At 52.4% G+C, this 24,040-nt stretch carries 19 protein-coding genes; 8 read left to right on the forward strand and 11 right to left on the reverse strand.

Annotated features, from left to right (window positions below):
• Positions 1–97: 97 nt before the first annotated feature.
• The gene (locus GNT65_RS06495; RefSeq protein ID WP_160794698.1) at positions 98–676 is read left to right on the forward strand and encodes a thymidine kinase; all 579 of its coding nucleotides are present in this window, start codon (positions 98–100) and stop codon (positions 674–676) included.
• A 68-nt stretch (positions 677–744) separates the two neighbouring features.
• On the opposite strand, the gene GNT65_RS06500 is transcribed toward GNT65_RS06495, so the two are convergent.
• Together GNT65_RS06500 and GNT65_RS06505 are read right to left on the reverse strand one after the other, a co-directional pair.
• On the reverse strand, positions 745–1,176 hold the full coding sequence (locus GNT65_RS06500; RefSeq protein WP_160794522.1) for a hypothetical protein: 432 nt from the start codon (positions 1,174–1,176) through the stop codon (positions 745–747).
• A 140-nt stretch (positions 1,177–1,316) separates the two neighbouring features.
• Entirely contained in the window at positions 1,317–2,096 is a 780-nt protein-coding gene (locus tag GNT65_RS06505) for a transporter substrate-binding domain-containing protein (RefSeq protein ID WP_160794524.1), read from the reverse strand.
• A gap of 387 nt (positions 2,097–2,483) precedes the next feature.
• On the opposite strand from GNT65_RS06505, the gene GNT65_RS06510 reads away from it, so the two are divergent.
• Positions 2,484–4,058: a methyl-accepting chemotaxis protein gene (locus GNT65_RS06510; RefSeq protein ID WP_160794526.1), complete on the forward strand. Its 1,575-nt coding sequence runs from the start codon at positions 2,484–2,486 to the stop codon at positions 4,056–4,058.
• An 81-nt stretch (positions 4,059–4,139) separates the two neighbouring features.
• Here GNT65_RS06510 and GNT65_RS06515 read toward each other — a convergent pair whose 3' ends face one another.
• The 8 genes from GNT65_RS06515 to GNT65_RS06550 all read right to left on the reverse strand — a co-directional run bounded on the left by GNT65_RS06515 (position 4,140) and on the right by GNT65_RS06550 (position 12,780).
• Positions 4,140–4,796: a 3-oxoacid CoA-transferase subunit B gene (locus GNT65_RS06515; RefSeq protein ID WP_160794528.1), complete on the reverse strand. Its 657-nt coding sequence runs from the start codon at positions 4,794–4,796 to the stop codon at positions 4,140–4,142.
• 13 nt (positions 4,797–4,809) lie between these two features.
• Positions 4,810–5,511, reverse strand: coding sequence for a CoA transferase subunit A (locus tag GNT65_RS06520; protein WP_160794530.1), 702 nt, complete (start codon positions 5,509–5,511; stop codon positions 4,810–4,812).
• A 46-nt stretch (positions 5,512–5,557) separates the two neighbouring features.
• Positions 5,558–6,457 (reverse strand): hydroxymethylglutaryl-CoA lyase, encoded by a 900-nt coding sequence (locus GNT65_RS06525; RefSeq protein ID WP_160794532.1) that lies wholly within the window; start codon positions 6,455–6,457, stop codon positions 5,558–5,560.
• 2 nt (positions 6,458–6,459) lie between these two features.
• Positions 6,460–8,493 carry an acetyl/propionyl/methylcrotonyl-CoA carboxylase subunit alpha gene (locus tag GNT65_RS06530; protein WP_160794534.1) on the reverse strand — a complete coding sequence of 678 codons (2,034 nt, stop codon included), beginning with the start codon at positions 8,491–8,493 and terminating at the stop codon, positions 6,460–6,462.
• Between the two features lie 57 nt (positions 8,494–8,550).
• The gene (locus GNT65_RS06535) at positions 8,551–9,351 is read right to left on the reverse strand and encodes an enoyl-CoA hydratase-related protein (RefSeq protein WP_160794536.1); all 801 of its coding nucleotides are present in this window, start codon (positions 9,349–9,351) and stop codon (positions 8,551–8,553) included.
• A 48-nt stretch (positions 9,352–9,399) separates the two neighbouring features.
• On the reverse strand, positions 9,400–11,007 hold the full coding sequence (locus GNT65_RS06540; RefSeq protein ID WP_160794538.1) for a carboxyl transferase domain-containing protein: 1,608 nt from the start codon (positions 11,005–11,007) through the stop codon (positions 9,400–9,402).
• Between the two features lie 89 nt (positions 11,008–11,096).
• Positions 11,097–12,266, reverse strand: a complete 1,170-nt coding sequence (locus GNT65_RS06545; protein ID WP_160794540.1) for an isovaleryl-CoA dehydrogenase — start codon at positions 12,264–12,266, stop codon at positions 11,097–11,099.
• Between the two features lie 112 nt (positions 12,267–12,378).
• Complete coding sequence (locus GNT65_RS06550) at positions 12,379–12,780, reverse strand: MerR family transcriptional regulator (protein WP_033537616.1); 402 nt, start codon at positions 12,778–12,780, stop codon at positions 12,379–12,381.
• A 285-nt stretch (positions 12,781–13,065) separates the two neighbouring features.
• Between GNT65_RS06550 and GNT65_RS06555 the strand changes: the two genes are divergently transcribed.
• The 6 genes from GNT65_RS06555 (at position 13,066) to GNT65_RS06580 (ending at position 22,028) form a co-directional block, all read left to right on the forward strand.
• Positions 13,066–14,970, forward strand: coding sequence for a propionyl-CoA synthetase (locus GNT65_RS06555; protein WP_160794700.1), 1,905 nt, complete (start codon positions 13,066–13,068; stop codon positions 14,968–14,970).
• A 575-nt stretch (positions 14,971–15,545) separates the two neighbouring features.
• Positions 15,546–16,793: an HlyD family secretion protein gene (locus GNT65_RS06560; protein ID WP_160794542.1), complete on the forward strand. Its 1,248-nt coding sequence runs from the start codon at positions 15,546–15,548 to the stop codon at positions 16,791–16,793.
• On the forward strand, positions 16,793–18,955 hold the full coding sequence (locus tag GNT65_RS06565; RefSeq protein WP_160794544.1) for a peptidase domain-containing ABC transporter: 2,163 nt from the start codon (positions 16,793–16,795) through the stop codon (positions 18,953–18,955). The genes GNT65_RS06560 and GNT65_RS06565 overlap by 1 nt, the downstream gene beginning before the upstream one ends.
• A 216-nt stretch (positions 18,956–19,171) precedes the next feature.
• On the forward strand, positions 19,172–19,378 hold the full coding sequence (locus tag GNT65_RS06570; RefSeq protein ID WP_160794546.1) for a bacteriocin-like peptide: 207 nt from the start codon (positions 19,172–19,174) through the stop codon (positions 19,376–19,378).
• Between the two features lie 60 nt (positions 19,379–19,438).
• Positions 19,439–19,585 (forward strand): hypothetical protein, encoded by a 147-nt coding sequence (locus GNT65_RS06575; protein WP_160794548.1) that lies wholly within the window; start codon positions 19,439–19,441, stop codon positions 19,583–19,585.
• A 682-nt stretch (positions 19,586–20,267) separates the two neighbouring features.
• Entirely contained in the window at positions 20,268–22,028 is a 1,761-nt protein-coding gene (locus GNT65_RS06580; protein ID WP_244952113.1) for an alpha/beta hydrolase family protein, read from the forward strand.
• A 145-nt stretch (positions 22,029–22,173) separates the two neighbouring features.
• Here the strand turns inward: GNT65_RS06580 and GNT65_RS06585 are convergent, their stop codons facing one another.
• Positions 22,174–23,802, reverse strand: a complete 1,629-nt coding sequence (locus tag GNT65_RS06585; RefSeq protein WP_160794550.1) for a methyl-accepting chemotaxis protein — start codon at positions 23,800–23,802, stop codon at positions 22,174–22,176.
• Positions 23,803–24,040: the final 238 nt, after the last annotated feature.

The raw sequence follows: 24,040 nt of genomic DNA on the forward strand, positions 1-24,040 counted from the left end.
TGTGCGGCATAGTCCATTGCTAAGGCCATTGACGCTGCTAATTGGCGCAAGATGGTGATAGAATCCCGTGATAACAAAAATCAGGGGAATACTCGCTTTGGCACAGCTCTATTTTTACTATTCGGCAATGAATGCCGGTAAATCCACCTCACTGCTGCAATCTTCCTATAACTACCGTGAGCGCGGCATGAACACCTTGGTTATGACGGCGTCTATCGATGATCGTTATGGCGTGGGTAAGGTGGCTTCACGTATCGGTATCGAGACAGATGCCCAGGTGTTCGCCAGCGACGATAACCTAGTCGAGATGGTTAAAACCGCCTGTCAGGCGCAGACTCTGCACTGCATCTTGATCGACGAGTCGCAGTTTCTCAGCAAGGAGCAGGTGAAGCAGCTGACCTATGTGGTGGATGTGATGGATATTCCCGTGCTCTGCTATGGTCTGAAGACAGATTTTCAGGGCGAGCTGTTTAGTGGCAGTCAGTACCTGTTGGCCTGGGCCGATAAGTTGGTGGAACTCAAGACCATATGTCATTGTGGCCGTAAGGCCAACATGGTGGTGAGACTCGATGGCGAAGGTCGCCCCATGAAAGAGGGCGAGCAGGTGGCTATCGGTGGTAACGAGAGCTATGAGTCGGTCTGCCGTAAGCATTTCCGCGAATTTTTATGGGACTAATTCTCCCACTCGTATGAGCTAAGCAATAAGCCATCCAACCGGGTGGCTTTTTTATACCTACGCCTCGGCTATTCAAGGCTGGCGAGTAAGTGTCTTACACTGGCGCGTGTATGGTCAATCTGCTCGACGATGCGGGTTGCGCTCTCTCGCTGCTCGGTCATTTGTGGCCAGTGGTGTTGCCATACCGTCTTGAGGTCGGCGGCTGAGGCGATAACCTTTTCCTCGGTGATCATACTCAGGTCGTTTATCAGATTTACCTTAATCCAGCCCTTTCGCGGATTGCCCGCAACTGGGTCTTTATCATAGTGTGCGGCAAACACTATGGCCTCAAGCTCAGAGAGTTGTAGTAACAGCTCGAAGCTTGCGGTTCGCATTGTGTTGTTATATTCGCTAATTTCCATGCGCCACACGTTATAGCTAAATCCCACCAGCGCAAATATCATGCTGAATATGGCGGTGAGCTGGAAGATATAGCGCCTGCTATTGAGTCTGCTTGTCATAGAATAAGGCCGTCTGTGAAACAGCTACTATTGCTCGCTTTGATCTTGCTTATTAACATTGTAGCCGCAGACTTAAGCTTCTGTGGGCTTAACGGCCAATCGAGAGGGGCTAGGATTCTGGTCGCGCTTGTAACCGAGGATTAACGCGCATCATGCCTATTGTCGGTGCCATGTAGTGGAAACCATTTTTGGTATAACCGCTCGATCTCTCCTTCTTCGATGAAGCTGTTTAGGGCGTCGTCGATCTTGGCTAAGAGTTCGATATTGCCTTTCTTGACGGCGAAGGCCACGGGCGAGCCGGGATCGGGGTTGTCCAGTATCTTGACCCCAACCTCCATCTGCTGTGCCAAGTAGAGGCCGACCGCTTTAGGCATGATGGCAGCCTCGATCTTGCCGGCTTTTAACAGTTCCATAGATTGTGCTTTGGTCTGGGTGCCTATGATACGAAAATTGTAGAGTGTACCCAGCTCCTTCCAGTGAGTCTCTATGTAGGAGTGGCGATCACCGCTCACCAGTTCGTTATGGAGATCCTCTACCTTAGTGATCTCCTGGTTGTCCTCAAGAATGAAGATCACGTCATATCTGTGATAGTAGGGACGGGTGAAGTCGAAAAACTTGGTTCTCAAGTCGTTAATCTCCATCCCCGCAATTACCTCTATATTGCCGAACCTGAGTTCGTTGAAGACCAGATCCCAGGGTTGCTGTTTAAACTGAAACGGCATACCCAGGCGTTTGAAGATTAATCTGGCCATATCGGCATCGAAACCTTGTGTGTCGCCTTGTTGATCAAATTGGTAGGGAGGAAATCCGGTGGCGACACCACAGCGTATAGGGGTTGCCTGCTGCGCGGCGGCGGTAAGACTCAGGCAGAGGAGTAGGGGGCCTAGAAGCAGCTTCTTGTAGGTAACAAAATTAGGCATCAGTCGAGGTGGCCTGCTAGTTTCATGATTTCATTCTTAAGGTTTTTATTTTAGTTGTTTTTGCGGATATTGAATGCGAAACCCTATAGCCCCCCCTGGTGAGCGAGTCGTCGCAAAAGGCCATGATAATAATGTGGATTAAGGCCGATTTGCAAACAAAAGCTGTTACAAGGTGTTTTCTGCTTATATATTCAACCAATTAGATGAAAATAATCTTTATAATTAAAGACTTAATTAGTGGTTGTTTAGGTGACCTCCTATGAGATCTGGCTCAAAAAATCAACACTTGTAACCTCTCTGGATACAGAAATATTGTGTTAGATCAATTGTCAGTAAATTGTTAGGCGTCAAAATTCAGTCACCGCTTTGATAACTAATTAAAATGCAATGCGAAATAATCAACCCGTAATCGACAACGAGGTCGCGCTGACTGACGACGATATTCTGCTGTCCACGACGGATCTCAAGGGCAACATAGGTTATGCCAACGAGGATTTCTGCCGTATATGTGGGTTTTCCGAGGAGGAGCTGCTTAGCCAGCCTCACAACATAGTGCGTCACCCCGACATGCCCAAGGCCGCCTTTGCCATGTTGTGGCAGCGCCTGAGGCAACAGCAATCCTGGTTGGGGGTAGTGAAGAACCGTTGTAAAGATGGCTCCTATTACTGGGTCAACGCCTATGTGGCGCCCGTGATGGAGAACGGCCAGGTCAAGGAGTATCAATCGGTGCGGCGCCGGGCGAGTCAGGCCCAGGTCGATCGTGCTAGCGACATCTATCAGAGCCTGAATAAGTCAGAGCAGCGCAGCGAGATCAAGGATGCCAAGCTAAGCTATGGCGGTAAGCTGACCCTATTTGCGCTGGTCTGTCTGCTGCTGGGCATCGCCCTTAGCAACATCTCTCCCTGGCTGGCGCTGCTTTGCGCCCCCCTGTTGGTCTTTGGGATGCGCGCTATGTTGGCGCCGCTGCGCGCCCTCAACCAGCATGCGCTGTCCATAGTGTCAGACCCAGTGGCCAGACATATCTATGCCGGGCGGCGGGACGAGCTGGGTAATATTCAGTTTGCCATGGAGTTCACCACCGCGGAGATCGCCGGGGTGGTGGGGCGCATGACAGATGCCTCGACCACTATCGCCAGGGACAGTGACACCTTGCTGAGCTCTATCACGGCCACCGCCGATCGCGCCGATGGTCAGAATCAGCAGACGGCCCAGGCCGCGGCGGCGGTGGAGGAGCTGACCGCCAGCTTTAACGAGTTGGGTCAGCAAATCAAGCAGGTCTCGGCAGATGTAGAAGCCAGCCAGGCGGCGGTGCAACAGGGCTATGAGCAGCTCGACGCCGTGGTGGCCAGCATAGACGAGCTACACAGCGAGGTGGGCAACTTTGCCCAGGTGGTCAGCGAGATTGAGCATGATAGCGTGGCCATCAATCAGGTGCTTGAGGTGATCACCAAGATTGCCGAACAGACCAACCTGCTGGCGCTCAACGCAGCCATCGAGGCGGCGCGGGCCGGGGAATCGGGCCGGGGCTTCGCCGTGGTGGCTGACGAGGTGCGGCAGTTGTCGGCACGTACCGCCGACTCAACCAGTCAGATCGACGCCATCATCGCCAAGTTCCAGCAGAGCACGGCCAATGCAGCCCATACCCTGAGCGCAGGTCAGCGTCAGGCGACCCAAGCGGTACAGCTGGTGAAGCAGGCCGAGGCGGTATTTGCCGAGCTGGTCACTCGTATCGATAAGATCAACCAGATGACAGAGTTAAGCGCCGATGCCATGCAGGAGCAGGGGCTGGCGGCGGTGGATATCAGCGATTCGCTGCAGGCGATCAGTGAGCTGGCCAGTGAAGGCTTTGAACAATCTCAGGCCGATAGGCGTTTGGGAGAGCGCAGTTCACTCAAGTCGATGGAGTCGCGGCAACTGGCGCGTCAGTTCTGGCGTCAGGCGGTGCATCGTGCCAATGCCTAGGCGTGTCGCGAAAATGCTTAGCAGTATTAGCCTGTAAACAAAAAGCCCAGAGAGCACTCTGGGCTTTTTTAGGTTTTGTGATTAGAGCTGCATCTCAGGTACATGCTCGGGCACGATAAGCTTGCCGGCCGTCTTGGCGACAATCTCCTCGACGCTTACGCCTGGGGCACGTTCCAGCAGGTGGAAGGCGCCATCTTTGATCTCCAGGAAGGCCAGATCGGTCAGCACGCGCTTGATACAGCCATAGCCGGTCAGCGGCAGCTCACACTTAGGCAGCAGCTTAGAGTTGCCGTGCTTGTCGGCGTGCATCATGGTGACGATAATATTGTCGGCACCGGCCACCAGATCCATGGCACCGCCCATGCCTTTGATGAGCTTACCAGGGATCATCCAAGAGGCGATTGAGCCCTCAACATCCACCTCGAAGGCGCCCAGCACGGTGAGATCCACATGACCACCACGGATCATGGCGAAGCTCTCTGCCGAGGAGAAGAAGGAGGCGCCGGGTACTGCCGTCACCGTCTGCTTACCCGCGTTGATAAGATCTGCATCTATGGTCTCTTCGGTGGGGAACTCGCCCATGCCGAGCAGGCCGTTTTCCGATTGCAGCATCACCTGCATGCCTTCGGGAATATAGTTGGCGACCAGAGTCGGAATGCCTATGCCCAGGTTGACATAAAAGCCATCCTGTAGCTCCTGGGAAACACGCTGTGCCAATTGTTCTCTCGATAAAGCCATGGTTGTCTCCTCCCTATTTGCTCTTCACTGTGCGCTGCTCGATACGCTTCTCGAACGTACCTTGGATCAGGCGGTCAACATAGATGCCTGGTGTATGGATATGGTCGGGATCCAGCTCGCCCGGCTCGACGATATGCTCGGCTTCTACCACAGTGATCTTACCGGCCGTGGCCATCATAGGGTTGAAGTTGGCCGCCGTCTTGCGGAACACCAGGTTACCCATGGTGTCGGCCTTCCAGGCGCGAACCAGGGCAAAATCTGCGGTCAGCGCAGGCTCAAGCACATAGTGGCGACCATTGATCTCACGGGTCTCCTTGCCTTCGGCTACCGGGGTACCGTAACCGGTTGCGGTGAAGAAGGCGGGGATTCCGGCGCCGCCGGCGCGGATCTTCTCGGCCAGGGTGCCTTGAGGGGTGAGGATAACGTTGAGCTCACCCGAGAGCATCTGCTGCTCGAAGGTGGCGTTCTCGCCCACATAGGAGGCGATCATTGTGCTGATCTGACGGCTCTTGAGCAGTAGCCCCAGGCCAAAATCGTCCACCCCTGCGTTGTTCGAGATGGCGGTGAGCCCCTTGGCACCGTTCTTGACCATCTGGGCGATCAAGCCTTCGGGAATACCGCAGAGGCCGAAACCACCGACCATGACGGTCATATTGTCTGTCAGACCTTCCAATGCTTCTTCATAGCTGGCGACCAGCTTATTGAGTCCTGCCATTATCATTATCTCCTTTGAGCGTGAGTCGGGCGCGAGCCCAACCCTATTATTCTGTTAGCGCGCGTGCGACCTTGGCACCACTGACTCTACCCAGTGCCTGGCTGATGTTGTTACCCGCCTCGATCAGGGCGTTAAGATCTATGCCGGTCTCTATTCCCATGCCGTGGAGCATATAGACCAGATCTTCCGTGGCCAGGTTGCCTGAGGCGCCCTTGGCATAGGGACAGCCGCCCAGGCCCGCCACCGAGCTGTCGATGACGCTGACGCCGGTTTCCAGACAGGCAAGAATATTGGCTAGTGCCTGGCCATAGGTGTCATGAAAGTGTAGCGCCAGTTTCTCTACCGGCACCCTGTGCGCGACCGCTTCCACCATTCTACGGGCATTTAAGGGGGTGCCAACGCCTATGGTGTCACCCAGAGAGATCTCGTAGCAGCCCATTTTGTAAAGGATCTCTGCCACGCGAGCCACCTCTTCGACCTGGATCTCGCCCTCGTAGGGACAGCCCAGCACGCAGGAGACATAGCCGCGCACGGGTATCTGTTTCGCCTGAGCCGCCTCCATCACAGGGATGAAGCGCTCGATCGACTCTTCGATAGAGCAGTTGATGTTACGCTGGCTAAAGCTCTGGGAGGCGGCGCCGAAGATGGCCACCTCGTCGGCCCCGGCGTCAAGCGCAAGTTCCAGCCCCTTGAGGTTAGGGGTCAGGGCGCTGTAGACCACGCCCGGACGTTTGCTGAGCTGGCGGAAGATATCGCCCGAGTCGGCCATCTGTGGCACCCACTTGGGGGAGACGAAACTGCCGGCCTCGATGCGGGTCAGGCCCGCCGCGCTCAGTTGGTCGATAAGGGTCAGCTTATCGGCGGTGGTGACCGCCTTCTCGTTCTGCAGGCCGTCGCGGGCACCGACCTCGAAGATGCTGACCCGGTTTGGATAAGTCTTGGTCATGGTTAGGCGTCCTCGTTCGGGGTGACGTCCAGCAGCAGGGCACCGTCGCTCACCAGCTCACCTGGCTGGAAGAAGAAGGCGGCAACCTTGCCGTCAAACGGCGCCTCTATGGTGTATTCCATCTTCATCGCTTCCATCACCATCAGGCCTTGACCCGCCTCGACATCATCGCCCACCTCGACCAGATGAGTCACGATAGTGCCGTTCATAGGCGCCTTGAGCTTATCTTCGCTGCTGGCCTGATCTTCCATTACCTCGGTCTGCAGGGCGCGGAAGTGATAGCTGCCGCTTGGCAGGAAGAGGGTGAAGTCGTCGCCTTCACGGCTGACGGGGATCTTGCTCTTGTGACCGTTGATCTCTGCGTGCAGCAGATCTTGCTTCAGCTCGCCGCTCAGGGTCAGCTGTTGATCGTTGAGGCTTAAGTAGTAGCAATCGCCAATCTGGCTCAGGGTCAGGTGCTGGACCTCGTGCTCGTCGTCCAGCAGGGAGAGCTGATGCATGCCGCTGCGGTTGAGCCTGAAGCCGCTCACCTGTCCCCAGGGAGAGTAGGGATCCTGGCTATTGGTGGCGGTGAGCTTGGCCTCTTCCTTCTGTGCACACAGGTGGTAGAGGGCGGCGAAGGCCAGGGCGCCATTCTGCTCATGGCTGTTGTCGGCATCCAGATTGGCACCGATCAGGGTGTCGCCATAACGCTCGATAAAGTCTGTGCTGAAATCACACTCGCTAAAGGCCTTGTGCTCGGCGATATTGGCCAGAAACTCTATGTTGTGCTTGAGGCCGCTGATCTGATAGGACTCCAGGGCGTGCACCAGGCGCTGCAGGGCGCGGGGGCGCGACTCGTCCCAGACGATCAGTTTGGCGATCATAGGGTCGTAGAAGTTACTGATCACATCGTTCTCGCGGATGCCGGAATCGATGCGCACATAACGGTTCTGCTCCGGCTCACGCAGGAAGTTGAGCTTGCCACTGGCGGGCAGGAACTCGTTCTGGGGATCTTCGGCGTAGATACGCACCTCGAAGGAGTGGCCGTGGATGCGTACATCCTCCTGGCTCAGTGGCAGCTCGCTGCCGCTGGCGACCATCAGCTGCCACTTGACTAAGTCTTGACCCGTAACCATCTCGGTTACCGGATGTTCCACCTGCAGACGTGTGTTCATCTCCATGAAGTAGAAGCAGTCGGCTTCGTCGGTCGCGTGGGTATCCAGCAGGAACTCCACCGTACCCGCACCCACATAGTCGATCGCCTTGGCGGCTGCCACGGCGGCCTCGCCCATGGCGCGGCGCAGGCTGTCAGACAGGCCTGGGGCCGGGGCTTCCTCCACCACCTTCTGGTGGCGACGCTGAATGGAGCAGTCGCGATCCGACAGATAGATGCAGTTGCCCTGGGTATCGGCAAACACCTGCACCTCGACGTGGCGGGGCTGTCTCAGGTAGCGCTCGATCAGTAGCTTGTCGTTGCCAAAAGATGAGGCGGCTTCGCGGCGGGCCGAGTTGATCGCCTCCAGGGCCTCAGACTCGGACTCGACGATACGCATCCCCTTACCACCACCGCCGTAGGCGGCCTTGATCAGCTGAGGAAAGCCAATCTCCTTGGAGGCCTTGAGCAGCACCTCGTCGCTCTGGTCGTCGCCGTGATAACCGGGCACCAGGGGAACATTGGCCTGTTCCATGATGATCTTGGCGGCGCTCTTGCTGCCCATGGCATCGATGGCATCGGCGCTCGGACCGACGAAGGCGATACCGGCCTGTTCACACTGGCGGGCAAAATCGGCGTTTTCCGACAGGAAGCCGTAGCCAGGGTGAATTGCCTGGGCACCGCTACGCTTGGCGATCTCTAAGATTAGCTCGCCCTTGAGGTAAGACTCGCTCGGGGCGCTGCCGCCCAGGTAGAAGGACTCGTCGGCCATGGCCACATGGCGGGCGTCCTTGTCGGCGTCCGAATAGAGGGCGACCGTCTTGATGCCCATGACCTGTGCGGTCTTGATGATTCTGCAGGCGATTTCGCCACGGTTGGCGATCAATAATTTGGTAAACATGTTAGCGTGCTCCCCGAACTGGTAGGGCAATAGGGTCTAAGATGATCTCTGGCTTCATTAGGCGTTCCACCTCGGGCTTCTCTTTTCGAAGAAGGCGTTAAGTCCCTCCTGGCCCTCGTCTGAGACGCGAATACGGGCGATACGCTCGCTGGTGTAGGCCAGGGTCTCCTGGTCGATCACACCATCTTCCAGGCGCGATAGTAGGGTCTTGACCCAGGCCATGCCCTGAGGGCTATTGCCCTTAAGTGCTTTGATGATAGGTGCGCTGGCACCCTCGAGATCATCGTTAATCTCATGGATCACATTGAGCTTGAGCGCGGTTTCGGCGTCGAAACGCTCGGCGGTCAGCATGTAGCGGCGCGAGGCGCGTTGGCCCATGGCGCGTACCACATAGGGGCTGATCACCGCTGGGATAAGTCCGAGTTTCACCTCGCTCAGGCAGAAGCTGGCGCGGCTATCGGCGATGGCGATATCACTGGCGCAGATAAGCCCCAGGGCGCCGCCGAAGGCTGCTCCTTGTACCAAGGCCAGTGTCGGCTTGGGGAACTTGTCGAGCTTATGCATCAGGGTCGCCAGCTCGTTGGCGTCACTCAAGTTTTGCTCGAAATCCATCTTGGCCTGCTTGCGCATCCAGTTGAGATCGGCGCCGGCGCTGAAGTTACGCCCGTTGGCCTTTAGCACCAGCAGCTGACAGCTGTCGTCGGCCGCGAACAGATCGAGGGCGGCGATCATCTCAGCGATCATCACCTCATCGAAGGCGTTATGTTTGTCGGCGCGGTCAAGCACCATCTCGCCGACCCCATCGCTTAGGGCGCAGCTTAAGTATTCAAAATCTTGCGTAATCGTTTGGCTTGTCATGGTCTACTTCCTTGCCTCTGCGTTATCGATTGTTGACTTAGCGGCGCATTACATGCGGAACACGCCAAACTTAGTCTCTTCAATCGGCGCATTGAGCGCTGCAGAGAGGGCCAGGCCGACCACGTCACGGGTCTGGGCCGGATCGATAATGCCATCGTCCCATAGACGCGCGCTGGCATGATAAGGATGCCCCTCCTTGTCATATTGAGCCACGATCGGGGCGCGGAAGGCAGCCTCATCTTCGGCGGGCCAGTCTACGCCTTTACGGGCCAGACCGTCGCGGCGCACGGTCGCCAGTACGCCGGCTGCCTGCTCGCCACCCATCACAGAGATGCGGGCGTTAGGCCACATCCACATCATGGTCGGCTCGAAGGCGCGGCCACACATGCCGTAGTTACCGGCGCCGTATGAGCCGCCGATGATTACGGTGAACTTAGGCACGGTGGCGCAGGAAACCGCGGTCACCATCTTGGCGCCATGCTTGGCGATCCCTTCGTGCTCATACTTCTTACCCACCATGAAGCCGGTGATATTTTGCAAAAACAGCAGTGGGATCTTGCGCTGACAGCAGAGCTCGATGAAGTGGGCGCCTTTCTGCGCCGACTCGGAGAAGAGGATACCGTTGTTGGCGACGATGCCAACTGGGTAGCCGTGGATGCGGGCGAAGCCGCACACCAGGGTGGCGCCATAGTTGGCCTTGAACTCGTCGAAGTCTGAGTCGTCCACGATGCGGGCGATCACCTCTTTGACATCGAACGGCTTCTTAAGGTCGGTACCCACTATGCCGTAGAGCTCGTTGATATCGAACTTAGGCGGTTTGACCGGGCTCAGCTGGCTGGCGATCTGCTTGTTGTGATTGAGGCGGGTCACCGACTTGCGTGCCAGTTCCAGGGCATGCTCATCGTTTTGCGCCATATGATCGGCCACGCCGGAGATCTTGGTGTGTACCTCGGCGCCGCCCAGCTCTTCGGCCGAGACCTCTTCGCCGGTGGCGGCCTTCACCAATGGTGGGCCCGCGAGGAAGATGGTGCCCTGCTCCTTGACGATGATCGACTCATCGGCCATGGCAGGCACATAGGCGCCGCCCGCGGTACACAGGCCCATCACCACGGCGATCTGTGGGATGCCCTTTGAAGACATCTTGGCCTGGTTATAGAAGATGCGACCGAAATGGTCTCTGTCGGGGAATACCTCGTCCTGGCGCGGCAGGTTCGCCCCGCCCGAGTCCACCAGATAGATGCAGGGCAGGTGACAGCGCTCGGCGATCTCCTGGGCCCTAAGATGTTTCTTCACCGTCAGCGGATAGTAGGTTCCGCCCTTTACCGTGGCGTCGTTGGCAATGATCATGCACTCGACGCCGCTAACGCGGCCGACACCGGCGATGATGCCCGCGGCCGGGACCACGTCTTCATAGACCTGGTAGGCGGCAAACTGGGAGATCTCCAGAAACGGCGAGCCGGGATCCAGTAGCTTCTCGACACGCTGACGTGGCGACAGCTTGCCACGGGCGAGATGGCGCTCCATGGCGACGGCGCCACCGCCTTGTTCGATTTCAGACAGTTTTAACTTGAGATCGGCGACCACCTGGCTCATCTGCTGATGTTTGGCCTTAAACTCGTCGCTGCGGGGATTGATTTGACTGCTCAGTTGCGTCACGGCTTGGTTCCTTTTAAGACTGTGGTGAACGGGAAGTGGCGATTGCCCGCCCGAGGCCGGACTGGGTCCGGCCTACTCTGCGCATTCGACTATTTCGACTCGTTGAACAGCTCGCGGCCGATCAGCATGCGACGGATCTCTGAGGTACCGGCGCCAATCTCGTAGAGCTTGGCATCGCGCAGCAGGCGACCCGTGGCGTATTCGTTGACATAGCCGTTGCCGCCCAGCAGCTGGATGGCATCCAGGGCCATCTTGGTGGCCAGCTCGGCGCTGTAAAGGATGGCGCCGGCGGCGTCTTTACGTGTGGTCTCGCCGCGATCGCATGACTTGGCTACGTTATATATGTAAGACTTGGCGGCGTTCATGCCTGTGTACATGTCGGCAAGCTTGCCCTGCACCAGCTGGAATTGACCGATAGACTTGCCGAACTGCTCACGCTCGTGAATATAAGGTACGACGATATCCATACAGGCGGTCATGATCCCAAGAGGGCCGCCAGAGAGTACCACGCGCTCATAATCCAGGCCGCTCATCAGTACCTTAACGCCGTTGTTGAGGCCGCCAAGGATGTTCTCTTCCGGTACCTCACAGTCTTCGAACACCAGCTCACAGGTGTTAGAGCCGCGCATGCCCAGCTTGTCCAGCTTCTGCGCCTGGCTGAAGCCCTTGAAACCACGCTCGACGATGAAGGCGGTGATGCCGTGTGGGCCCTTGTCCATGTCTGTCTTGGCATAGATCACATAGGTGTCCGCGTCTGGACCGTTGGTGATCCACATCTTGTTGCCGTTGAGGATAAAACGGTCACCCTCTTTGCGGGCGCTCAGCTTCATCGACACCACGTCTGAACCCGCGTTAGGCTCGCTCATGGCCAGGGCGCCGATATGCTCGCCGCTCACCAGCTTAGGCAGGTACTTGGCCTTCTGTTCGGCGTTACCGTTACGGTTGATCTGGTTGACACATAGGTTTGAGTGCGCGCCGTAGCTCAGGCCGATAGAGGCCGAGGCGCGAGAGATCTCCTCCATGGCGACCACGTGGGCCAGGTACCCCATGTCTGCTCCGCCGTACTCTTCGGGCACTGTCACCCCAAGCAGGCCCATCTCGCCCAGCACAGGCCAAAGCTCGTTAGGGAAGGCATTTTCCTGATCCACCTTGGCGGCGATAGGGGCGATTTCATTGGCGGCGAAGCTGCGTACTGCGTCACGCAGCATGTCGATATCTTCGCCGAGGCCGAAGTTGAGAGAGGAGTAGAGTTGAGTCATTGTTTTATCCTACAGGTCAGATGCTTTTATAATTTTTTATCTGGCCGGTTTACCCGGCCTTGCTTGTGTTCAATTTGTTGCTGCGTTAACTCGATATGGATTTCTCGGCGCCTTAGGCCTGTTCTTGTTGTTCCAAGGCGGCGCGGCACTGCTGCTCGGCTGAGTTGAGCTCCATCAAGACCACCTTGATGTCGTCCATCTGCTGTTGCAGGGCCGATTTCTTCTCTTCCACCAGTTCCAGCATTGTATGTAGCTGGGTGCTGCTGTTCTTGTCGGCGTCATAGAGCTCGAACAGACGGCGGGTTTCGGCGAGCGAGAAGCCCAGACGTTTACCCCTTAAGATCAGCTTGAGACGAACGCGATCTTTCAGGCCATAGATGCGGGTTTGCCCGCGGCGCTTAGGTTTCAGCAGCCCCTGATCTTCGTAGAAGCGGATACTACGTGTGGTAATATCGAACTCCTTCGACAGGTCGCTGATAGAGTAGGTGGTCTGTGGACTGTGTTTGTCACTCATCGAAAAAATACCATATTGATTAACTTTCCTAGCACGATATATGAAGTTTACGTAAAGGTAAAGATTTTAGGTGTCTGATTGGCCCATTTGGCTGTAAAAATCTCGGTAACAGCTGGTGAAATTACCACCAGCCCTGGGTTTGCGGATAGGTTAGGCAAAGGTCTAATGGGAAAAGTGTCACTTGGCTCCATAATGTGATCTATGGCGCATAAGCCAAATCGTATGGAAGGGGAAGCCGATATGTCGACCGTGAGTGGCGGGCGCATGTCATTCGGAGAAGATCACATGAAGGATTTGCATAATCAGTTACACCAGGAATCTATCGATAATCCCAACGCCTTCTGGGGCGAGGCCGCCGGGGCCTTAGCCTGGGACAAGACGTTCGAGCGGGTACTCGATGACAGTCAGGCACCTATGTATCGCTGGTTTAGCGGCGGGCAGCTCAATACCTGTTACAACGCGGTCGACAGACACGTGGAGGCCGGGCGCGGCGAACAGGTGGCGATTCAATATGTGAGCCCGATTACGGGCACAGAATATGGGATCACCTACAACGAGTTGCAGGCACAGGTGAGCCGACTGGCCGGCTACATGGCCAGCCAGGGCGTCGTCAAAGGCGACAGAGTGATCATCTATATGCCCATGGTGCCAGAGACCGCCTATGCCATGCTGGCCTGTGCGCGCCTTGGGGCGATTCACTCAGTAGTGTTCGGCGGTTTTGCCGCCAACGAGCTAGCGACCCGAATCGATGATGCCAAGCCTAAGATGATCCTCTCCGCCTCCTGCGGCGTCGAGCCGTCGGGCGTGGTGGCCTACAAGCCGCTGCTGGACGATGCGCTGGAGCAGGCGAGCCACAGGGTGGATCAGTGCGTGATCCTCAACCGTCCTCAGCTGCAAGCTGAGTTGCTCGATGGCCGTGACGTCGACTGGCAGGGGGCCATGGCCGATGCGCCAAACATAGACTGTCAGACGGTAGAGGCGACCGATCCCCTTTATATCCTCTATACCTCGGGCACCACGGGTCAGCCCAAGGGAGTGGTGCGCGACAATGGCGGCCATGCAGTGGCGCTCGCCTGGTCGATGAAGCATATCTATGATATCAACCCGGGAGATGTCTTCTGGGCGGCCTCGGATGTGGGCTGGGTGGTTGGTCACTCTTACATCGTCTATGGCCCCTTACTGGTTGGCGCTACGACTGTACTGTTCGAGGGTAAGCCAGTGGGCACGCCGGATCCCGGTATCTTCTGGCGCACCATTGCCAAATATAATGTAAAGAGTTTCTTTACCGCGCCGACGGCGATCCGAGCCATCAAACGTGACGATCCAGAGGGCGATTACCTCAAGGATGTGGACCTTAGCTGTCTCGGCACTTTGTTCCTCGCCGGCGAGCGCTGCGATCCCGATACCCTGCACTGGGCCGAGCAGCAGCTCGACAAGCCGGTGATCGACCACTGGTGGCAGACGGAAACCGGCTGGCCGGTTGCCGCCAACCTGATGGGCACGGCGCCGGTACCGGTTAAGGCGGGCTCTCCTGCCAAGGCGGTGCCTGGTTATGATGTGCAGGTGCTCGATGAGATGGGGGACCCTGTGGCGCCGGATCAGTCGGGCAACGTGGTGATCAAGCTGCCACTGCCGCCGGGCACGCTGGCGACTCTGTGGCAAAACGAGGGACGCTACAAGGAGAGCTACCTCTCCATGTATCCGGGTTACTACCTCACAGGGGATGCCGGTTACATGGATGAAGAGGGTTACCTCTATATCATGAGCCGCATCGACGACATCATTAATGTGGCCGGTCACCGTTTATCGACTGGACGCTTCGAAGAGGTGTTGTGTCAGCATGAGGCGGTCGCCGAGGCGGCAGTGATCGGGGTGGACGACAAGCTCAAGGGGCAAGTGCCGCTTGGTCTGGTGGTGCTCAAGAAGGGTTGCGATCTCAGCGACGAGCAGCTTTACAAGGAGCTGATTGGCCTGGTGCGTGAGCAGATCGGTCCTGTGGCCGCCTTTAAGCTGGTGAGCGCCGTGCCTAAGCTGCCTAAGACGCGCTCGGGCAAGATCCTGCGCGGCACCATGCGTAAGATTGCCGATAATCAGGACTTCAAGATGCCGGCAACCATCGAAGATCCCTACACCCTCGAACTGGTGCGCAACGCCCTGACCCGCATGGGCTATGCCGACGCTCACGTCTAGCGTTGTCTTCTACTCGTATTTAGAAAAGGGCCCCAGGGCCCTTTTTTGTATAGTATTTCCCTAGATACTAGGACTTCTTGGTTAGCTGTGGCTAATTAAGCTGTGGTTGATGAAGGCTGTGGCTAAGCTTTAGGAGAGATGATTAGTATCTTATATTTCATGAAGTTAAATGAATGGATTTACATATCCACGAATAACACTTTTGGTGCGGCATGTTATTTTATTAAAGTTAGTGATATTAATTAATTCTTTTTGAGAATTATCTTTATTAGTTTTTGTGATTATTTTTTGTTATAAAAAATGAGAAATATTCACGAATAATAGATTGTAATTGAAAGCATCCTCTAACTGTTTGAGTTTTATTGGGTATATTTTTCTGGGTATATTTTTCTGGGGGTATCAGTTTTGGGGGGGGTAAGTTTGTATTGTTTATTTGATGTGAATTTTTTATTGACAAAAGTTATTGCCATATGCTTTAAGTTTAAGTGTTGAAGTTCGTCACGAAATGGTTTTCGGTGATGTGATAGCTCCTATATCAAATTGTCTTGATATGATGTTGAGTACAGGGATGTTATATGTCTAGTTTATTCAGAAAACAGGCCGTTCAGGCACAAAAGCAAAAGCTGCATGGCGATGTGTCGCTTGCACAGCCCCTGTCTATTTATAATTCTGCGTTTATTATTTTTGTCGTTGTTACGGCTATAGCTGTATTTCTCTCTTGTTCCCACTATGCCAGAAAGGAAACCGTTCGAGGGTATTTGGTTCCTAATAAGGGGCTTATTAAGACATACGCCAATCGTAGCGGTAACGTTGAGAAACTACACGTGTCAGAGGGAGCGCTAGTTCAAGAAGGGGATCCTTTAGTGACTATCGTTCTCAGACGTAGTATGACCTCCGGCGAAGAGCTCAGCGAGTCTTTAATTGGCGAACTGAAACAACAGTTAGACTTGCTTGAAGCTGAACGAGTAGTGAATCAGAGAATGTTAGGAGATGAGTCTGCTAGATTAAGAACAGCGATATCAGATAATCAAAGCTCACTCACTGTCATTAATAATCTGGAGAAATTGCTTTCTGAAAAACTGTCGATTCAACTGTCTCAGCAAAATCAGCATAAGAAGTTATATCAAGACGGTTTTCTTTCTGAGCTCGATTATCAGTCTCAGCAAGAGAAACTTATCAATATTCGACAAGAAATTGAAAATATTAAATCCAATAAAGTGACCGTTTCTAGTCAGTTAAATGCGTCACAAGCTGAGCTTAAACTGTTACCCCACGAGTACGCATTAAAAGAGAGTGAACTTAAAAGACGTCGCTCAGACCTTCAACGTCAAATCGATGAAACGGAAAATAATTATCGCTATGTTATCCGCGCTGCAGAAGCGGGAACGGTTGCCGCAATACAAATTGTTGAGGGAGAGTTTATTGCGACAAATCGCCCGTTAATGAGCCTTATCCCTCAAGGCGCAGAGCTCGTCGCTGAGCTACTTTTACCTACCCGTAGTGCAGGATTTGTTAGAGAAGGGGATGAGGCTAGATTACGCTTTGATGCATTTCCCTATCAGCGGTTTGGATTCCTTGAAAGCCATATTTCTCGCATTGATAAGGCGTTATTGCTCGACGGTGAAGCCAGAGTACCAGTTAATTTGTCAGAACCTGTTTATCGTATTCGGACCCAGTTGTCTAAACAGGATATGCTGGCTTATGGAGAAGCGTTTCCGCTAAAAAGTGGGATGTTGCTTGAGGCTGACATTGTGCTCGACAGACGAAGCTTACTCGATTGGCTGCTTGACCCAATATACAGCTTGAAAGGGAGGGTCGGCTGATGAATGCTTCTACAGATGTGACTACTGAGTCCTCTCCAATTGAACTGTTGGAATTTTCAGGTAAGAAACGCGTACCGCTTATATTGCAGGCAGAAATGGCTGAATGTGGTTTGGCTTGTATCGCCATGGTTGCTAGCTTTTATGGCCACAAACTCGATATGGCGGCGTTAAGGAAGCGATTCAGTGCAGATTTAAAGGGGATGAATCTGCAGCAGATGATTGGCCTCAGTGACAGCATAGGGCTTGCGAGCCGTGCGCTGAAGTGTCCGATAGAAGAGGTCGGTAAACTCACATTACCTTGTGTGCTGCATTGGGACATGAATCACTTTGTGGTGTTGACCGGGGTGACTAAGTCCGGGGTGAGCATTAATGATCCGGCGTTTGGGAAAAAGACCTTTACCTTTAGTGAGTTTGCCGAGCATTTCACTGGCATTGCGTTAGAGTTGACCCCAGCCAAAGGGTTTGAGCAGGTTGATGAACGCCAGCAGATGCGCTTATCTCAGCTCTGGAGCAAGATGACTGGGTTAGGACGAGCATTAACAACCCTTTTCGTATTGTCATTATTGTTGCAAGTCTTTGCACTGGTCACGCCTTACTACATGCAATGGGTGGTTGATGAAGTGCTCATTAGCCAAGATAAACCATTACTCATAGTGTTGGCAGTAGGCTTTGGCTTGCTTGTGGCTATCAACGTAATTACCACTAGCGTGCGTAGTTGGTTGGTGTTGCGTGTATCGAGCCTGCTCAATATGCAGATGGGTGTCAATTTATTGCGTCACCTGCTTAGGCTACCCATGAGTTATTTTGAAAAGCGCCATGTTGGTGACTTGGTTTCGCGGTTTGGCTCACTTGCCCAGGTGCGAGAGCGTTTAACTACCGGTTTAGTTGAAACGGTTGTCGATGGTGTCATGTCAATAGCCGTGCTGGTGATGATGTTAATTTATAGCGTCAAGTTGACATTAGTAGTTGTTGCAGCAATTTCACTTTACGCCCTATTGAGGTTTGCGCTTTATCGGCCGCTGCATCGTGCAACCGAAGAGTCCATACAATCGAGCGCCAAAGAGCAAACGAATTTCTTAGAGAACATTCGCGGCATACAAACCATTAAGCTGTTTACCTGCGAGCCCCAACGCCAAAGTTTATGGCAAAACCGTTACAGCGAAGTCATTAATGCAGATATCCGTTTAGGCAAGTTAAAAATTAGCTTCGATGCCATGAACAAGTTGCTGTTTGGGGGGGAGAACATTATTGTGGTTTACCTGGCGGCAACGATCGTGATGAGCGGTGGCTTAACAATCGGTATGGTGCTGGCTTTTATCGCATACAAGAATCAGCTGACAGAGCGTTTTGCTAGTCTGATTGAACAACTTATTTTGTTTCGCATGCTGCGTTTGCACCTCGACCGTATCTCTGACATTGCGCTGCACGAACAGGAAGCAAATAGAGAGAGCATCACTTCCCTCAACCAGGTGACTGGACAGTTAACGCTTGAGCGGGTGAGTTTCCGATACGCACCAAATGAGCCCTGTGTCATCGATGATGTGTCGGTAACCATTAATGCCAATGAATCCGTTGCCATCGTGGGGGAGTCTGGTTGTGGCAAGACAACATTAGTAAAGCTAATGCTTGGGCTACTAACTCCGACACAAGGGCGAATTTTGCTTGATGGGCAAGATATTACTCAAATTGGCTTGATAGCATATCGAAAACATATCGCCGCGGTCATGCAAGACGATACTCTACTATCGGGCTCTATCGCAGACAATCTTACCTTTTTCGACCCCGAGCCTAACTATTTGCGTATGCAGCAGTGCGCACAAATGGCCGCTATTGATACCGACATCAGTAAAATGACAATGGGGTACAACACCTTGGTGGGGGATATGGGCAACCAGTTCTCCGGCGGGCAAGTACAGCGCCTGTTGCTTGCCAGAGCCCTGTATCAGCAACCGAGCCTGCTGTTTATGGATGAGGCCACCAGTCATCTTGATGTTAATAACGAAGCAAGAATTAGCGAGCAGATAAAACATCTCGATATGACGCGCATCATCATTGCCCACCGACCGGAAACCATCAAGCAGGCTCAGCGGGTATTGGTGATGCATCAAGGCAAAGTCTACACACAGGATGAGATGCAGCAGTTGATGGGAATGGCGCAGTAAGGGAAATAACGAATCGATCCATAGAAAAGAGAATTTTAGTCGATGCGGTGTGACGCTCAAAACCGCAAAGCATGGCATCGGTTAAAAGCAAGGGTGCGGCAACTTTAGCGGGAAACCGCGCCCTTGGTCAGCCGCTTAAGGCCAAATAAACCTAAAAAGTTCGTTTGAGCACTTAGGCAAACATAACGTTAAAGAGTTTAAATTAAGGAAGATATTATGCAAGAACTAACAATGAACGAAATTGAACAGGTTAATGGTGGAGTTGATCAAGGCACTGCTATTAGCTCTCAATTGGGAATTATAGGTATTGGGGTAGGCATTATGGTTGCAGGAGCCACGGCCCCTGTATGGTTCTCTGCAGGAATGATAGGAGCTAGTATTGGAATTACTTGGAGTTATTGGAATGATTTAGATAAGCCATAATTATACTAGACAATAAGCAAAAAAGCTCAGGAGATAGACTCTCCTGAGCAGGGAGGTTTTATGAAAAAAAATACTAACAAAAATGAAGGTAATTGGAACTTCGATAATAAAAATGGCTGGGATTCTGCAATAAATGACAACAAATCATTTATTTCAGGTTTATTTATAGGCTTTGCTATTGGTGTTGTTCTTGGAGCTTTGTTATGAAAGAAGTTCTTAGTCCCAGAAATAACACCATGTATGCGTCTAGATATTTAAATGGTGTTTAAAATTCACTCATTGTCATGTCTTCAATTTTTGATACTTGCGTATTCTATTGAAGTGCTTTTTTATAGGAGGAAATATGACTAATGCTAAAAATTAAAAGTTTAAAAACTTGTGTAACTTTTTAGAGTTAAATGGTTTTGTGTGCGAAACTGAAAAATATGGTGTGAGTGTAAGGTTGTTTCTTTTGGCGAAGATTAAAATGATTTCTAACGGAGGAGGTTTTAGGCTGGTTTCAAATGAATGGCGTGAAGGATTGCTGTTTGTATTATTACTTGGCTGGGCCTTAACTGTAAGAAATGATTTGTTTTTTTTCGTTGCAATCTCTATGGTGTCGTCTTTGAATTTAATCGTATTCCTAATGAAGATTAAGTTTTCAATTATTTACTCGCACTTTAAACAATGAGTTTGTACCTGATGGGTAGCATTTGATGTATAAAATAATGTAGAGGTAGATGATGAGTAAAAGTTTCACGACACAATTATATTTGTTTTTTATTGGTTTATTAGCATCAGTCTGCTATTAGTTAATTATCCAGCTTACTCCGCAACGAGTAATGACTTTTCTCGTCATCCCGAGTTCTACAACGTCAAAATATCCTCGGATGGTAAACACCTGGCGGTTTTGGTTAATACCGAAGGCCGTAAAACATTGGCTTTTTTAGACAGTAACACCTTTAAGGTGACCTTTGCGCTTGGGGGAGAAAAGCGCGATCAGGTTGCGGACTACTACTGGGTAAACGATGAGCGAGTGGTGGTTCAAGTTGAACAGGTGCGCGGTGCCCTAGAGAAACCGCTTAATTACGGTGAAATTTACGCGGTGAATTTTGATGGTTCAAAAGGGCGAATGATATTTGGTTACCGCAGCAAGAAGCCTACAGCGGAGGGGGGATTTTTAATTGATACACTGAAACAGGACGACAAGTATGTCCTTATTTCTAAGCGTGCATTAAGCCGCCGTACGGATGTGTTACCAGAGGTGACCAAGCTGAATGTCTATTCTGGCAAAGCACGTAAAGTGAAACGAGCGCCAATCGCTTATAGTGATTTTTTGATTGATCATGAAGGGTACCCTCGTTTTGTCTCGGGTGTCGATAAAGATTTTCGCACCCAACTTTACTACTCTTCTGGTAAGGGCGATTCATGGAGTAAGTTTGGTGAAGAGTTTGAAGGCGAGTTTCAGCCCATTGCCTTTGCTCCAGATAATAACAGTATCTACGCATTAAAGAGCAGTGATGGTGGGCCAAAAGGGCTTTACCACTATGATTTGAACACCAACAAAGAGACAGAGCTTTATCGCAGCACCATGGTAGACCCAACTTACACCATAAGCTCACAACTCAATGAAGTTTTTGGTTTGCGCCTGGATGAAGATTATCCAAATTATTTGTATTTAAAGCCTGATGCTGCTGAAGCGAAATTGCATAAGTCGTTGGTGCAAGCGTTTAATGGTGACAGTGTTGCGGTAACGAGCGTTACGAGTGACGGTAAGCAAGCAATTGTCCATGTTAGTAGTGATAGAAACCCGGGGACTTTTTACCTTTTCGATACCGAGACAATGAAGGCACGTCATCTGCTTAATGCGCGAGGATGGATAAAACCATCTGAGATGGCAATGACGGAGCCTTTTAGAATTAAGACTAAAGATGGACTCATTTTGAATGGGTTAATGACCCTACCTAAAGGAAAACAGAAAAATCTGCCCACGGTGATTTTACCTCATGGTGGCCCACATGCCCGTGACTATTGGGGGTTTGACCCAATAGTTCAAATGCTAGCAAATAAAGGGTATGCAGTAATACAAGTTAATTTCCGAGGCTCTACAGGTTATGGCAAGAGCTTTGAAAAAGCGGGTTACGGGAATTGGGGTGCTAAGATTCAAGATGACATCATGCTAGCGACACAGTATGTGGTTCAGCAAGGTGTTGCTGACGAAAACCGTATGTGTATTTTTGGCATAAGTTTTGGTGGTTACAGTGCCTTACAGAGTGCGGTTCGTTTTCCTGATACTTACAAGTGTTCTATTGGTTACGCTGGTGTCTATGATTTAGAGATGCTCTATGATGAAGGAGATATTAAGTCTGTCAATTGGGGCGACGCTTATCTAGATGAAACCCTTGGTAGTGACAAGGCTCAGCGACATGCTCAATCTCCAGTGTTTTTTGTGAATAAGCTTAAGGTGCCGGTATTGATCATTCATGGTGAGGATGATGAACGTGCACCAATTGAGCATGCAGAGGTGTTAAGGGACGCTTTGGAGAAGGCTAACCGTCCTTACGAGTGGCTGGTGAAAGACAAGGAAGGCCACGGTTTTTATAATGAGGAAAATATTCTCGAAGCCAATGAGAAGATACTGGCATTTTTAGATAAGCATATTGGTCATTAATACAATGTTTCTAGCGCTTGCAGAGTATTCTTGAAGAGAGTTATTGCGATTAGCCATGGTTTTCTAAAAATTGCCAGTGAACAGTATAGTCTAATGCCTAAGTTTAAAAGCCACCAATATTTGGTGGCTTTTTACTGTTAGTGCTTTATAGCTTAAAGGTCTCAATTCTGGCCTTGAGGCTGTGGGCCAGGTTGCTGATCTCCTGACAGGCGATGGCGGTCTGTGAGGCGCCCTCTGTCATCTCGGTAGAGACATTGTTGATATGATCCACACTGCGGTTGAGCTCCTCGGATACCGCATTTTGCTCGCTACAGGCGGTGGCGATCTGGGTGCTCATCTGGGCGATGTTTTCCACCGAATGCTCTATCTCGCCTATCTGGCTGCCGGCGGCGTTGACCTGCTCGACACACTGGCCTATGCCCGTCTGGCACTCCTGACTGGAGTGGCCTATCTTGCTGCTGTTTTCCTGTAGTTGATTGACAATATCCACGATCTGCGCCGTGGAGTCCTGGGTGCGCTGGGCCAGAGATCTCACCTCATCGGCTACCACGGCGAAGCCCCGGCCCTGTTCGCCGGCGCGGGCGGCCTCGATGGCGGCGTTGAGGGCCAGCAGGTTAGTCTGTTCGGCAATGCCACGGATCACATCCACCACCATGTTGATGTTGTTGGAGCTGGATTCCAGCTCTTGGGCCAAGAGGTCCGATTCCTGAATCGTCTGGGAGACCCGCTCGATCACTGCGATAGTCTGGGCCAGTGTCTCTGTGCCTTGTTTGGCGATCTCAGTGGCCGAGTAAGCCGAGGTGGCGCCGTTTTCTGTATTCTGCGCTACTTCGCCTACGGCGGCCTGCATCTGTGTCATGGCCGAGGCCACCGAGCTGAGTTCGAGCTGTTGGTTCTGCATGCTGGAGGCGTTTTGCGCCGAGATGGCACTCACCTCTTCGACGGCGGCGGTGAGCTGTATGGTGGAGTCGTTGATCTCTGAGACCAGGGAATGCAGATTACTCTGCATGGTGACCAGCTCGCGCAGCAGGGTGCCAAGCTCATCCTGGGTCAGGGCCTGTTCGTCTATGGTATTGTTAAGCTGTCCCTTGGCAATGTTGGCGGCGAAAGTCAGGGCCCTGTCGATGGGGCGGCAGATGGCCCGCGATAGCAAGGTGGAAGCGAGGGCGATCACTACGATGATCACCAGCGCGCCTATGCCCGCACTGTATTGGGTAGAGAGCGCCTCATGATTGACATCTTCCCCTATCTGTTTCACCAGGGCATCGTTGAGTCCAAGGGTGTCGTCTAGGCTGCTCAGCGCCTTAGAATAGGTGCCGAAACTCGCCAGCACCACCTGATTGGCCATGTCCGCATCACCTTTGCTCAGCAGGTCGTTATAGGGGCTGGTTTCCCGTATATATTGATTCCAGGTGTCTTTGAAAACCTTAAAGGATTGACGCTCTTGCTCGTTGAGCCGTAGTGACTCATAGGCGCTGATGCCCGCCTGCACGTCGGCGCGCCATCTGTCCAGATCCTGCAGCCACTGGCCTATCTTGGGGTTGTCGCTGTTGGGAAGCAGGGAGAACTCATCTTTGCGGACCTTGGTAATGTCCACTTGGATTCCCTTGAGAATGGCGACCGAGGGCAGGCTCTTGTCGGTCAGCACCCGGATGTTGTCATTGAGCGCCGACAGGCTCAAGATCAACAGCATAGCGACGATGGCAAAGACGACAAATACGGTTAGATAACTTGCCCATATCTTCTTGACCACACTCAAGTCTCTAATATTCATAAGCTTCCCCTAAAAAACTTGCCAAAAGAACAATATCTATTAACTATAGCGGCATTCTCGGCGAGTCTATGACCAATTAGCTGTAAATTATAGTTTTTATTTTATGTTTGGCTGTGATGCGCTCAAAGAGACGAGTGACAGAGGGAAGAGGACGACTTTTGGGGCCAGTGAGTTGGAGAAAATGGATGATGAAACTTAAGGGGTTGTTGGCGGTGCTAATGGTCGTGGTCATATTGTG

The organism is Shewanella insulae, from assembly GCF_009831655.1.
Classification (GTDB): domain Bacteria; phylum Pseudomonadota; class Gammaproteobacteria; order Enterobacterales; family Shewanellaceae; genus Shewanella; species Shewanella insulae.

Coding starts and splice junctions, on each gene's coding strand:
- GNT65_RS06500 (WP_160794522.1), bottom strand. CDS start 1,176: ATGACAAGCAGACTCAATAGCAGGCGCTATATCTTCCAGCTCACCGCC.
- GNT65_RS06505 (WP_160794524.1), bottom strand. CDS start 2,096: ATGCCTAATTTTGTTACCTACAAGAAGCTGCTTCTAGGCCCCCTACTC.
- GNT65_RS06510 (WP_160794526.1), top strand. CDS start 2,484: ATGCGAAATAATCAACCCGTAATCGACAACGAGGTCGCGCTGACTGAC.
- GNT65_RS06515 (WP_160794528.1), bottom strand. CDS start 4,796: ATGGCTTTATCGAGAGAACAATTGGCACAGCGTGTTTCCCAGGAGCTA.
- GNT65_RS06520 (WP_160794530.1), bottom strand. CDS start 5,511: ATGGCAGGACTCAATAAGCTGGTCGCCAGCTATGAAGAAGCATTGGAA.
- GNT65_RS06525 (WP_160794532.1), bottom strand. CDS start 6,457: ATGACCAAGACTTATCCAAACCGGGTCAGCATCTTCGAGGTCGGTGCC.
- GNT65_RS06530 (WP_160794534.1), bottom strand. CDS start 8,493: ATGTTTACCAAATTATTGATCGCCAACCGTGGCGAAATCGCCTGCAGA.
- GNT65_RS06535 (WP_160794536.1), bottom strand. CDS start 9,351: ATGACAAGCCAAACGATTACGCAAGATTTTGAATACTTAAGCTGCGCC.
- GNT65_RS06545 (WP_160794540.1), bottom strand. CDS start 12,266: ATGACTCAACTCTACTCCTCTCTCAACTTCGGCCTCGGCGAAGATATC.
- GNT65_RS06550 (WP_033537616.1), bottom strand. CDS start 12,780: ATGAGTGACAAACACAGTCCACAGACCACCTACTCTATCAGCGACCTG.
- GNT65_RS06555 (WP_160794700.1), top strand. CDS start 13,066: ATGAAGGATTTGCATAATCAGTTACACCAGGAATCTATCGATAATCCC.
- GNT65_RS06560 (WP_160794542.1), top strand. CDS start 15,546: ATGTCTAGTTTATTCAGAAAACAGGCCGTTCAGGCACAAAAGCAAAAG.
- GNT65_RS06565 (WP_160794544.1), top strand. CDS start 16,793: ATGAATGCTTCTACAGATGTGACTACTGAGTCCTCTCCAATTGAACTG.
- GNT65_RS06570 (WP_160794546.1), top strand. CDS start 19,172: ATGCAAGAACTAACAATGAACGAAATTGAACAGGTTAATGGTGGAGTT.
- GNT65_RS06575 (WP_160794548.1), top strand. CDS start 19,439: ATGAAAAAAAATACTAACAAAAATGAAGGTAATTGGAACTTCGATAAT.
- GNT65_RS06585 (WP_160794550.1), bottom strand. CDS start 23,802: ATGAATATTAGAGACTTGAGTGTGGTCAAGAAGATATGGGCAAGTTAT.